The sequence below is a fragment of the Metallibacterium sp. genome (genome assembly GCF_054637675.1).
Map to the genome: position 1 here is coordinate 26,708 of NZ_JBTSRB010000031.1, position 11,876 is coordinate 38,583.

10 protein-coding genes are annotated in these 11,876 nt (G+C 61.8%); 1 reads left to right on the top strand and 9 read right to left on the bottom strand.

Going from position 1 to position 11,876, the window contains the following annotated elements; all coding sequences use genetic code 11:
- Positions 1–53: 53 nt before the first annotated feature.
- The 8 genes from tssH to tssB form a co-directional block, all read right to left on the bottom strand.
- Positions 54–2,783: a type VI secretion system ATPase TssH gene (gene tssH, locus ACYDAT_RS10345; protein ID WP_461449973.1), complete on the bottom strand. Its 2,730-nt coding sequence runs from the start codon at positions 2,781–2,783 to the stop codon at positions 54–56.
- A 102-nt stretch (positions 2,784–2,885) separates the two neighbouring features.
- Positions 2,886–3,908 (bottom strand): type VI secretion system baseplate subunit TssG, encoded by a 1,023-nt coding sequence (gene tssG, locus ACYDAT_RS10350; protein ID WP_461449975.1) that lies wholly within the window; start codon positions 3,906–3,908, stop codon positions 2,886–2,888.
- Positions 3,872–5,755, bottom strand: coding sequence for a type VI secretion system baseplate subunit TssF (gene tssF, locus ACYDAT_RS10355; protein WP_461449977.1), 1,884 nt, complete (start codon positions 5,753–5,755; stop codon positions 3,872–3,874). The genes tssG and tssF overlap by 37 nt, the downstream gene beginning before the upstream one ends.
- 5 nt (positions 5,756–5,760) lie before the next feature.
- Positions 5,761–6,264, bottom strand: a complete 504-nt coding sequence (gene tssE, locus ACYDAT_RS10360) for a type VI secretion system baseplate subunit TssE (protein WP_461449979.1) — start codon at positions 6,262–6,264, stop codon at positions 5,761–5,763.
- An 18-nt stretch (positions 6,265–6,282) separates the two neighbouring features.
- A complete protein-coding gene (locus tag ACYDAT_RS10365) occupies positions 6,283–7,074 on the bottom strand; it encodes a type VI secretion system accessory protein TagJ (RefSeq protein ID WP_461449981.1) in 792 nt (263 codons plus the stop codon).
- A gap of 84 nt (positions 7,075–7,158) precedes the next feature.
- Complete coding sequence (locus tag ACYDAT_RS10370) at positions 7,159–7,659, bottom strand: Hcp family type VI secretion system effector (RefSeq protein ID WP_461449983.1); 501 nt, start codon at positions 7,657–7,659, stop codon at positions 7,159–7,161.
- A 171-nt stretch (positions 7,660–7,830) separates the two neighbouring features.
- On the bottom strand, positions 7,831–9,324 hold the full coding sequence (gene tssC, locus ACYDAT_RS10375) for a type VI secretion system contractile sheath large subunit (protein WP_461449985.1): 1,494 nt from the start codon (positions 9,322–9,324) through the stop codon (positions 7,831–7,833).
- Between the two features lie 5 nt (positions 9,325–9,329).
- Complete coding sequence (gene tssB, locus ACYDAT_RS10380; RefSeq protein WP_461449987.1) at positions 9,330–9,848, bottom strand: type VI secretion system contractile sheath small subunit; 519 nt, start codon at positions 9,846–9,848, stop codon at positions 9,330–9,332.
- Positions 9,849–10,621: 773 nt separating this feature from the next.
- Between tssB and ACYDAT_RS10385 the strand changes: the two genes are divergently transcribed.
- The gene (locus tag ACYDAT_RS10385) at positions 10,622–10,900 is read left to right on the top strand and encodes a 2-hydroxyacyl-CoA dehydratase (RefSeq protein ID WP_461449989.1); all 279 of its coding nucleotides are present in this window, start codon (positions 10,622–10,624) and stop codon (positions 10,898–10,900) included.
- Positions 10,901–11,303: 403 nt separating this feature from the next.
- On the opposite strand, the gene ACYDAT_RS10390 is transcribed toward ACYDAT_RS10385, so the two are convergent.
- Positions 11,304–11,744, bottom strand: a complete 441-nt coding sequence (locus ACYDAT_RS10390; RefSeq protein WP_461449991.1) for a CPBP family glutamic-type intramembrane protease — start codon at positions 11,742–11,744, stop codon at positions 11,304–11,306.
- Positions 11,745–11,876: the final 132 nt, after the last annotated feature.

Consider the following 11,876-nt stretch of genomic DNA (forward strand, 5'->3'; position numbering starts at 1 on the left):
CGCCCGCGTTGAACGCCGCGCGATTGCCACAGCAATGAAAAGATGCACTCGTCTTAACCGAACAAGTAACCGAAATTGCCCTCCTCGACCTGTACGCGCACGCGCTCGATCGCGTTGCCCTCAATCATCCGCGTCAAAAACTCCCGACTGATATCCGGCAGCATGGTGTTGGTGAGAATCGCGTCGATCATGCGCCCGCCAGATTCGCTTTCCGTGCAGCGCTCGACCACCAGCTTGACTACATCCTCGTCGTAGTCGAATGGGATCTTGTAGCGCGCCTCGATACGCTTCTTGATGCGGTTGAGCTGCAGTTTGACGATCTTGCCCAGCATCTCGGGACTGAGCGGGTAGTACGGAATTGCCACCAATCGTCCCAGCAACGCTGGCGGGAAGATTTTCAGCAACGGTTCGCGCAGGGCCTTGGCCATGCCTTCGGGATCGGGCATCAGATCCGGATCCTTGCACAGGCCAGCGATCAGCTCGGTGCCGGCGTTGGTGGTGAGCAGGATCAGTGTGTTCTTGAAATCGATGGAGCGGCCCTCGCCATCTTCCATCACGCCTTTGTCGAATACCTGGAAAAAAATCTCATGCACATCGGGGTGGGCTTTTTCCACCTCGTCCAGCAACACCACGGAATACGGCTTGCGGCGCACCGCCTCGGTGAGTACACCACCCTCGCCATAGCCGACATAGCCCGGGGGCGCGCCCTTCAGCGTGGAAACGGTGTGCGCCTCCTGAAACTCGCTCATGTTGATGGTGATCAGATTCTGCTCGCCACCATACAGTGCTTCGGCCAAGGCCAACGCGGTCTCGGTCTTGCCCACGCCCGAGGTACCGGCCAGCATGAACACGCCAATGGGTTTGCTGGGATTGTCCAGCCCGGCGCGCGAGGTCTGGATGCGCCGCGCGATCATCTCCATGGCATGGTCCTGACCAATGACGCGCGCGCCCATCAGGCTGGCCAGATTCATCACCGTCTCGATTTCGCTCTTGACCATGCGTCCGACCGGGATGCCGGTCCAGTCGGACACCACGGAGCCCACCGCCACGTAATCCACCGTCGGTAGGATCAGCGGAGTCTCGCCTTGCAACTCGGCCAGTTGCGCTTGCAGACCCTTCAATTCCGTCAGCGCCGTGGCGCGCTCGGCATCGTCGAGCGCCGGCGGCGGTACCGCTTCAGCCGCGGCATTGGCGGCCCGCTCCAGCGTGCTGCCGGTGCCTTCCACTGGTGCCGTATCGCCACGCAGACGTGCGCGCAAGCCGAGGATTTTTTCGACCAGTGCCTTCTCGGCCTGCCAGTCGATTTCAAGCTTTTCCAGTCGCGCTTTTTGCACAGCCAGTTTTTCGCCGGCTGCGGCCTCACGCTCGGCCACGTCAACACCCACGACCTTTTCACGACCGATGATCGCCAATTCCGTTTCCAGCGCCTGAATGCGTTTGCGCGTGTCATCCACCTCCGCGGGCACCGCATGCTGGCTGATGGCCACGCGCGCGCAGGCCGTGTCAAGCAGGCTCACCGCCTTGTCCGGCAACTGCCGCGCCGGGATGTAGCGATGCGAGAGCTTGACTGCGGCTTCCAACGCCTCATCCAAAATCTGCACGCGATGGTGTTTTTCCATCACGCTGGCAACGCCGCGCATCATCAGGATGCCTTTCTCCTCGCTGGGCTCGTCCACTTGCACGGTCTGGAAGCGGCGCGTCAGCGCCGGGTCTTTTTCAATGTGCTTTTTATACTCGGCCCAGGTTGTGGCGCCCACAGTGCGCAGATTGCCGCGCGCCAGCGCCGGCTTGAGCAGATTGGCGGCATCACCAGTGCCGGCCGCGCCACCGGCGCCGACCAGGGTGTGTGCCTCGTCGATGAACAGAATGATGGGCTTGGGCGAGGACTGCACTTCCTCGATCACCTGACGCAGGCGGTTTTCGAACTCGCCCTTCATGCTGGCGCCGGCTTGCAACAGGCCAACATCGAGCGTGCGCAGCTCGACGTCCTTCAATGAGGGCGGCACGTCACCCGCGACGATGCGCAAGGCGAAACCCTCGACCACGGCAGTCTTGCCCACCCCCGCCTCGCCGACCAGCATCGGGTTGTTCTGGCGGCGGCGCATGAGGATGTCCACCACCTGGCGGATTTCCTCGTCACGCCCGACGATGGGATCGAGCCTGCCGCTGCGTGCCTGCTCGGTGAGATCAACGGTGAATTGCCGCAGCGCCTCCTGCTTGCCCATCTGCGCCGGACCCATGGCGCCACTGGCCTCACCGGGCGTTGCGCCGCCCATATGGAAACCATCGGAGGCACTTTGATTGTCTTCCGGCGAACCTTCAACCACCTCGCGGAACTTCTCACCCAGTGCTTCGGGTTTGATCTTGTCGAATTCCGCCGAGATGCCGACCAGTGCGTTGCGCAGGTGGCGCGTGCGCAGGACGCCGATGATCAGATATCCGGTGCGCACCTGCGCCTCGCCAAACATCAGCGTGGCGAACACCCAGCCACGCTCGACCGCTTCCTCGACATTGCTGGACAGATCGGAGATGGACGTCGAGCCGCGCGGCAGGCGATCCAGCGCGTCGGTCACGTCGCGCGCGAGGTTGGACGGGTTGAGGTTGAACTGCTTGACGATGCGGTGCAGATCCGAGTCCTGCAATTGCAGTATCTGGTGGATCCAGTGCACCAGCTCGACGTAGGGGTTGCCACGCAGCTTGCAGAATACGGTGGCGCTTTCGATACCCCGATAGGCCAACTTGTTGAGCTTGCCGAACAAGGCGCTGCGACTGATCTCCGCCATGTGCATCTATCCTCGCGGGCCGCGTGGCCCATCAGACTTCATGAGGCCCCGAGACCGGCACGAAGTGGTTGTGGTCAATAAAGACGGAGGCGCTGACATGCGTCATCCCACCGGTTTCAGCACGACCTGATCCGCATCCATGGCCTGTCGCAGCCGACCCATCCAAGTGGACAGGCCCATGCGTCCTGACTGCCCCAGCCGCGTGGCTGGCACCTCGGCCTTGTTCAAGACCAATTGCACGTCCCAAGCTTTTTCTTCACCTAGATAAGTCTTGACCATCGCCAGCAGTTGCCGCAGCGCTTCGCCGCCCGGCAGGAAATTGTTGAACTGCTCGCGTGACAGGGGCCCCAGCCTGAGGCGAAAGCGTTGCTGCGCGCCCCATACATAATTGCCCATCACCGCGGTGCGACCCATGCTGGCGACTTCAGCTGACCCACCCAGACGCAAATGGGCGCTGGTCGGCAGGCGCATCCACTCGGTGACGAATTCGATGACGCGCACGGAAATTCCGAAAAAGTGTTCAACCATGCTGCGCAGACCATCCGCATTGCGCGCTTGCGCCAACAAGCGCCCCGCGAAAAATTGTTTGTATCGATCCGGCAAGGCATCGCGATCACCCAGGCCCGGGGTGGACAAGCCCACCAAGGCGCCCATGTACAGGCGAAAGCGATCCTCGGCCGGACGATCCAGTTGCACCGTGGGTTGCGCATCGGCCCATGCGCGATAAAACAGGCTCAACATGCGGTGATGAAAGATGTCGGCGAAGGCGATGAAGGTCGAGTCCTTGGCGTTGCGCTGACGATCGAGCACGTACTCGGTCAGGTGCAGCGGCAGCGGCGCATTCGGTCCGAACAAGCCGAAGAACAAGCCACGCAATCGCGCCGGCGCGTCCGCGCTGGCGGGCTCGAATGCATCGATCGAGCGCGGCGCGAACGCCAGTGACGGCGTTTGGCACAAGCGCACCGCGTCCTCGGCCGGCTTGGTGGATCGGCCCAGTCGCGGGCGTTCGGGAAACGCGCACTCAAGTCGCCGCAGAGCCTCGAAAAATTCGAAGCTTTGCGGGTGATCCCGCAGCGCGGCCTGCAGCGCTACAGAGTCTGACGCTTGCCGAGCTGGGCTGGCCATCGAGCCACCTCGTTGCGTTCTAGGGTGCGCAATACCGTCTCGGTGAATGAATTGATCGAGACATAACGCGCGAAAAAATGCTGCATGACCGAGCCCAGCAGAAAGGCTCCGGTGCCCTCGAAGGCACCGTCGTCGCAAGTCAGCGTGATCTCCAGGCCACGGCCGTAAGTGATCGGACCCGATGCAGGTACACGCCGCACCACCGGTTGCGAACTGACGGCTTTCACCCCTTCGATCTGGCGCCGCGTGCTGGCATCGAACTCGTCGCAATACAGCGTCAGCATCTCGCGCAGTGCTGCGGCGCCGCCATCATTGCCATCGCTGAGCAGTGATGCGTAATTCAGTTGCAGGTGGCTGATCAGCCGCCACGCGGTCTCGCCGGTCGCCACCGGCGCGCGCGGCTTGGTGGGACCGGCGACGCAGCGGATCGACTGTACGGGTGCGCCGGTATCGATTTCGAAATCAGTCTTTGACTTGCCGACCGGCATCTGCAACGGCAGGTCACGGTTGGTGCACAACAACTGCATGCCGATCTGGCGCAGTTGCGTGGAGTACGGCGTCTCCTTGCTGTCCACCAGGGCGATGAATACTTCGTTGCCGACATAACTGGAACGCGCGCCGCGCTGCTTCTGCCGCGCCGACAGCAGGCGCGGCTCTCGACGTATCGTGTAGTACGCGGATTGACCACTGTGCCATGTGCGCTCATCACAACCGTAGAACGGCTGGAAGCGCTGCTCGGGCTCCTGACGGTCGCCGAAACCTTCCACGGCGCTGACGCTGTGGATCTCGAAGTCCATCGGCCGCGTGCGGTCGGCAAGAATGTGGTATTCGGTCTTGCCATGCTGCAGATGGATACGGTCCGCACGGCGCGGAAACAGGTTGATCGCCGGCGTGCAGAACAGCTTGAAGTTGCTTGCATCCACGGCGTTGTGCAGGCGCGACACGCTGCGATCAAACAGCACTGTGATCTCGAATGCATTGCCCTTCGAGCGCGCCAGCGGCACACGCAAACCGGTGAACTCGGCGAACAGAAAACGCTCGGGGCAAGCGAAATACTCTTGCAGCAGGCGGTAACCGCTGAACGAGCGTTCGGTGTAGGGCAGCAAGGCTTCGCTGTCGTCAAAACCGCGGCCGTGGATCTGGCTGGCGTCGTACCAAACACTGTTGCTGCCGCTGCCAGCGCTCACGCGCAAGGAGTAACCCACGGCATTGCCCAGCAGTTGCTCGTACAAGCGCTTGGGCAATTCATCCGCACCGGCGATGAATACCGGGAGTCGATCCAGCGCCAGCATGTTGGCTTGCACCCCGCCGGTCACGGTGAACTTGAGCCGCAAGCCGGCACGCACAAGCTGGCCAGCGGGAATCGTGATCCCCGCTGCGGCCAGCGCGGCAGGCGTCTCGAAGTACTTGGCCTCGCTCAGTTCCAGCGGCCACAGCGCGACATCGTGCGCGGTGCGGTATTCGCACGCGGTGCGATCGTCCTGCGCAATCAGGCTGCGCAGCGCGGTATTGCGCGCCACCGTGTAACCGGTCGCCAACGCGCTTTCCTTGGGGTTGGGTTGCAGTTGCACCACGGCCATCGACGGCACCGGTGCGAGATAATGCGGGTAGATCATCTCCAGCAGGTGCTGGGTGAACACCGGGTACTGCGCATCGAGCTTCAATTGCACGCGCGCGGCAAGAAAGGAAAAACCTTCGAGCAACCGCTCCACATACGGATCGGCGCACTCGAAGCCTTCCATGCCCAGACGCCCTGCGATCTTGGGGTATTCGCGCGCGAACTCGGCGCCCATCTCGCGGACGTGCTGCAACTCGCGATTGTAGTAACGCAGCAGACGCGGGTCCATGGCGCTCAGCCGAAGCCCTCCGACACATTGAAGCGACCCGTCTCCAAATCCACCTCGGTCTTGAGATACAGATTGAGCGGGATCGGTTGCGCCCACATCTCGGAGTCGATATTGAAAATCAGGCCTTGGCGGTCCATGCGCTTGCTATCGATATTGACCAGCACCCTGAGGGTGTTCGCGGTGAGGCGCGGCTCGAAAGCGAGAATCGCCTCCCTGATCTGGCGTTCCAGCATGCCGGCATCGACGCCCGACATGGCCATGCCGGTAAGATCCGGGATGCCGAAATTAAGCACCGAACGCCGCACTTCCGGATAATCGGCCAACTCCCCGTCGGTATCCATGTTGACGCAGTTCAACAGCCATGAAATGTCGCGAGTGACGCAATCGCGCAAACGCGTGGCCGAAATCACGCGCCGCTCGCGGCTCTCATCGGACTTGCCGGGCTCGTCGTCGGTCAAGCGATCCAGCAGCGAGGGCTGCAGTCGTTCCTGGGTAGTCAATTCCGCCATAACGCGCGCCGTTCCCGCTCAGGCCTGATTGAAGGTGATGGTGCGGATATCCAGCAGCGGGTAATCGCCGGTATCCGTGGTCAGCATGCGCTGACCGGAGCCCACGAAGCACTCGTTGCCGAGGTCCAACCAGCCGGTTTTGCGCGCCAGCACGATCTCGCTGTCGGCAGAGGTCTCGGAACCGGGGTAGCGACAGGGAACAAACCCGACCGCCTGTCCACCATTGCTCCATGTCACCTGTACGGCCGCCCATACCTTGTCGCGCAAGTCCGTAGGTGCCTCGAACTTGATCTCGCGTATACGCGAGAACGGTACCCAGCCATAGCCACCGTTGAGGGTGATCTCCAGACAGGGGCCAAAGCGCGGATCGGCATCGGCGATCCACTCGAATGGCGTGCCATCAATGCTGCCGCCAACGGCCTTGGCCTCCTCGAAGGCCTGCGCGCGCAGCGGCAAGGCCTGCGCGCAGCGGCCTTCGGCCACCAGCTTCAACGCCTGCAACAACAGCGCCAGCCATCGCGCCGGCTCGCCGATGATCAGCGGCGAACGCCGGCCGGCGAGCACATCGCTGCGCTCAACCTCACCCTGCAAGGCACGCGAGTAAGCGCCAACCATCAGCGCGTTGATGCCATCCAGCTCGCCACTGACCTGCAACTGGTTTTGCGCGCGCTGCCACTGACCCAGCAAGGCCAGCAGTTGAAACAGGAACACGCGAGCCTTGGCATCGGCTGGGTTGCCGCGCACCTGCGCGGCCAACCCCTGCAGCGCCTCGTCCAACCGACCTTCCTTCAGCATGTTTTCCGGGCTCATGGCCACACTCGGGTATTCGCGGTGGGTGGAACAAAGTCGCTGCACAACGCTTGGCCAATCCTGATCGAGCGAAATTCTGACTCGTCAGGTTTTTTCGACTTTCTGCATGTCGTAGGTGAACTCCTTCTTGCCACCCTTTGCGGCGCCCTTGTCATCCTGCGGCTGGAACGAGAACTTGAACTTGCCGAAATGCAGCGTGACGTTTTCGGTGAGCCGATCTTCGCCGCCACTGCCGCCAGTACTCCAGGACGTCAGCAAAACGCCTTCGCTCAACTCGAGGGTGAGGAAATCGGTTTGCTCGCCGGTGGCATTGGTCACATACAGCCAGGCGGTATCAATGCGCGCGCCAGTACAAACGGCATCGAGCAGCGCATTGGAACAGCCGTCCACATACTTGGTGATTGAAATGTCCTGCACGTGGGCCTTGCCGCCACTAGCACCGGCTCCGCCATGCAGGTTGCCGCTATTGCTGGCGCCCCATGACCACGCCAGGATCGGAATTTCACCCTTGTGCTTGGAATGGACGGATGAACCCTCGATTTTGAGCTTGCCGGCTCCAAACTTGATATGCATGTCGAATGACATCAACGATTCTCCTCGGTTATGCGATGGATGATTGAATTGGTGCGGGGCAGCACATCGTCCCGGCCCAGACTTGCCTCTTGCACTTGCGCCACAACTGCACGGGTGCAGCTTGGATAGCAGTCACCGGGAACGCTGCGCGTCCCGGCGACGCGATCACAACAGTGCCCGTCGTCAGGCCTTCGCCGCCGACGGCAAGCGCGAAACCAGACGCAACGACACGGTCAGACCCTCGAGCTGGTAATGTGGCTTGAGGTAGAACTTCGAGGTGTAGTAGCCAGGCGCGCCTTCCACTTCCTCGACCACCACTTCGGCGGCCGACAGCGGCTTGCGCGCCTTGGTCTCCTCGCTCGAATTGTCCGGATCGCCGTCCACGTATTGCATGATCCAGTTGGTCAGCCAGCTCTGCATCTGATCGCGCGAGCTGAACGAGCCGATCTTGTCGCGCACGATGCATTTCAGGTAATGCGCGAAGCGGCTCGCTGCAAACAGATAGGGCAGGCGCGCGCTGAGCGCGGCATTGGCGGTGGCATCGGGATCGTCGTACTCCTCGGGCTTGGCCAGCGATTGCGCACTGATGAACGCGGCCATGTCCGAGTTCTTGCGATGCACCAGCGGCATCAGGCCCATCTTGTCCAGCTCGGCCGAGCGCCGATCGGTGATGGCGATTTCGGTGGGGCACTTCATGTCGACGCCGCCGTCATCGGTCGGAAAGGTGTGCACTGGCAAGCCTTCAACCGCGCCGCCAGACTCGATACCGCGAATCCGCGAGCACCAGCCATAGGCCTTGAAGGAGCGGTTGATGTTGACCGCCATCGCATAGGCGGCGTTCTGCCATGTGTACTTGGCGGAGTTGGCGCCCGCGGTGTCTTCCTCGAAATCGAACTCTTCCACCGGGTTGGTGGCCGCCCCGTAAGGCAGGCGCGACAGCGTGCGCGGCATGGCCAAGCCTATATAGCGGGCGTCTTCCGATTCGCGCAGCGAGCGCCACGCGGCGTAATCCGGGGTCGAGAAAACCTTGGCTAGATCGCGTGGATTGGACAGTTCGTTCCAGCTATCCATGCCCATCAGCGTGGAGTTGGCTGCCGCAAGAAACGGCGCGTGCGCAGCAGCGGCCACCTGCGCGATCCCGGCCAGTAACTCGACATCGGGCGGGCTGTGGTCGAAGTAGTAATCGCCGACCAGACAACCGTATGGCTCGCCACCCAACTGCCCGTACTCTTCCTCGTACATCTTCTTGAAGATCGGGCTCTGGTCCCACGCAGTGCCCTTGTAGCGCTTCAAGGTTTTGGCCAGCTCCTTCTTGGAGACGTTCATCACGCGGATCTTCAGTTGCTGATCCGTCTCGGTATTGTTGACCAGGTAGTGCAGACCGCGCCAAGCGCTTTCAAGCTTCTGAAAGTCGGCGTGATGCATGACCAAGTTGAGCTGCTCGCTGATCTTTCGATCCAGCTCCGCGATGTAGGCGTTGATGGTCTGGGTGACATCCTCGGACACGATGTCCGACTTGCTCAGCACCTGTTCCGCCAGCGTGCGTACGGCGGATTCCACCTCTTCCTTGGCGCGCTCGCTCTTGGGTTTGAACTCCTTGCTCAACAAGGCGGCGAAGTCGCCCGACTCGCGGGTTTCGGTGACGGCGCCTTTCTCGGCCAGTTTCTCGGTTGCCATGGTTGTTACTCCCCATCCTTGCCGACGTCGCCAGGCTTGGGCGCCGACACCAGGGATTGCAACAGCGCGGGATCATTGATCGCCTGTGCGATCAGCTTCTCGGCGCCGGCCTTGCCATCCATATAAGTGCTGAGGTTGGCGAGCTGGGTGCGTGCCTCCAGCAACTTGGCTACTGCGCCTACCTTGCGCGCCACCGCTGCGGGCGAGAAGTCGTCCATGCTCTCGAAGGTGATGTCGACGCTGAGGTTGCCCTCGCCGGTGAGCGTGTTGGGTACGGCGAAGGACACGCGTGGCTTCATCGACTGCAGGCGGTTGTCGAAGTTGTCGACGTCGATCTCCATAGCCTTGCGCTCCTCGATCCCTGGCAGCTCGGCATTGTTGGCGCCGGACAGGTCGGACATCACGCCCATCACGAATGGCACCTGCACCTTCTTCTGCGCGCCGTAGACCTCGACGTCGTATTCGATCTGCACCCGCGGCGCGCGATTGCGCGCAATGAATTTCTGACTGCTTTGCTTGGCCATGCGATGTCTCCTCGAAAAAGGGCTACCGGTTTGAAGGATGCCGTCCGGCAAGCAGTCGGGCGGCTGCACTCGTTATGCTGGCCTGCTTGTCAGCGCTCGTTCCCGGAACACCAAGCAGCTCCAGACGCTTGAATCCTCTTGGCGATTCGTTCTCGGGATGAAATGTCCTGCAGTGATCGCGCCGCGCGCGACTGCACTGCCGCCTGGCTGGATGCACGCATGACGACAAACTCCAGCACCCGCAGGACTTGCGGGGCACGCGGCACCCTTCGGGTTCGGCTGTCTGGCGGATCTCTTCCAAACGCTTGAGGCGTCATTGGACAACTCCAGCATGTCAGCACATTGACTGCGATCGCACGATGCAGCTCCGTCGCCGCCCGGGTGCTTGAGCAATTACCACGACACGATCAACCACCAACCGGAACGGCAAGCATCTGGTGTGCAGCACCCGCAGGCGGGCGCCCAAGCTTCCGGCCGAAAGGCTGCAAAAATCGATGGCATCTCGATTCACGTCAGTCTCCGTCCCGGCTTTTGAGTTTAGCCCGAAATACGACCGAGGTGGAGCATATTGTCGCATCTGGATCTGGCGTGAGGAAGCGTCGGCATGCATGGGAGGTTTTGTGGGTGGAAATGGGGCCGGCATGCCTGGGACGATAAAACCTGTCGCTACCCGATTCGAGGCGGCACTCCATCAAGGGCAGCAATCCCATCAGGGTGAGCGGGCGAAAATCCCGTGCCAAAATGGCGCACCGTTTTGATTGACATCGAAAGTCATGCCCGTCCAACCCGATGCCTTCCGCCGCTTCCAGGAGGAACTCGCGGCGCTGGATCGCGCCGCCCGGCAGCGCGCTGGGGCGAGCACCCAAGAAAACGCGATGACACGCGCCAAGTCGGAGTTTCTGGCGCTGCGCGAGCGCCACCACCTGTCCGTGGCCGATGTCATCGCATTCTTCCCACCCGAGGAAGGCATCGAATATCTGCGCCAGGTCATTGCGGCCTCCGAGCATAGCCCGCGGCGGGCCATGAAGCGTCCAGCGGATCCGCAAGGGTAGTCCGCACCGCGCGCGGAAGCTGATGTGTGAGGTGCCCCAAGCGATGTGACCTTGCGGACTGGGCATGAAAAGGAATCACTTCGCCGGGTTGCTGGCGCCTTGCCCTGAGATCAACAACTCGACTGCGCGTTGGAGCGCTCTGCAAAACCGGCAACGACCCTGCACCCGGTATCACGAGTGCCCACTTTGCCTGACTGGCAGAGCCAGCCCACCATTGCACCCAAGCCGATGGCGTGCACCCGGCAAACCACCTGATTTCAATGCATTGGCGAACCTTGTGCGGCGGCAGCAAGATCCGGACCCGCGCGGCGATCACACCGCAGTGTCCATGCAATCACCGCCGCCGTAGCCGCCAGTACCACGAACACAAACACGCTGCCTTCCGGTCCGGTATGCCCACCGCTCAGATACACGTTGCCTTTGGGCAGTGCGGTGTACAGCCGGCCGGGCGAGGCGAACCCGCTATCGGCAGTGCCGTAGAAATAGGACTCCGCCCAGTCCCATGCGGCGTGAAAGCCAATCGCCCACCAGAGTGACGCGTGTAAGCGATGCTCAACGCGATCACCAGTGCATAGAAACCCGCCGAGAACAGTCCGATGGGCGTCTCTCCCGCATTGGTGCCATGTGCCATCCCGAACAAGGCGGCGAGCAGCAGCGCTGCCGGCCAGAATCCGATGCCACGCCCAAGCGTGAACAGCAAGCAGCCGCGAAACAAATTTTCCTCGGTGAACGCGATCATCAAGCTCGCGATCGCCCACAGGACGCCGGAGCCGAGCAAGGCCAGCGAAAGGGGTGGCATGCGTCCGAAAACCAGATGCCCACTCACATAAAGCAGGCCGATCAACGCGCTTAGCGATAGTTAACAAATAACTTGCTCAATCAGAGTGTGAGGGCTAGTCTTGCAGGATGCAGGGCGAATCCACGATCAAGCGGCGATGGGAGGTTCTGCGCGGAGTGCTTGATGAGCGCCAGCGCC

Excerpts from the sequence above, each read along its gene's own strand:
- tssH (WP_461449973.1), bottom strand. The coding sequence starts at position 2,783 with ATGGCGGAGATCAGTCGCAGCGCCTTGTTCGGCAAGCTCAACAAGTTG.
- tssG (WP_461449975.1), bottom strand. The coding sequence starts at position 3,908 with ATGGCCAGCCCAGCTCGGCAAGCGTCAGACTCTGTAGCGCTGCAGGCC.
- tssF (WP_461449977.1), bottom strand. The coding sequence starts at position 5,755 with ATGGACCCGCGTCTGCTGCGTTACTACAATCGCGAGTTGCAGCACGTC.
- tssE (WP_461449979.1), bottom strand. The coding sequence starts at position 6,264 with ATGGCGGAATTGACTACCCAGGAACGACTGCAGCCCTCGCTGCTGGAT.
- ACYDAT_RS10365 (WP_461449981.1), bottom strand. The coding sequence starts at position 7,074 with ATGAGCCCGGAAAACATGCTGAAGGAAGGTCGGTTGGACGAGGCGCTG.
- ACYDAT_RS10370 (WP_461449983.1), bottom strand. The coding sequence starts at position 7,659 with ATGTCATTCGACATGCATATCAAGTTTGGAGCCGGCAAGCTCAAAATC.
- tssC (WP_461449985.1), bottom strand. The coding sequence starts at position 9,324 with ATGGCAACCGAGAAACTGGCCGAGAAAGGCGCCGTCACCGAAACCCGC.
- tssB (WP_461449987.1), bottom strand. The coding sequence starts at position 9,848 with ATGGCCAAGCAAAGCAGTCAGAAATTCATTGCGCGCAATCGCGCGCCG.
- ACYDAT_RS10385 (WP_461449989.1), top strand. The coding sequence starts at position 10,622 with ATGCCCGTCCAACCCGATGCCTTCCGCCGCTTCCAGGAGGAACTCGCG.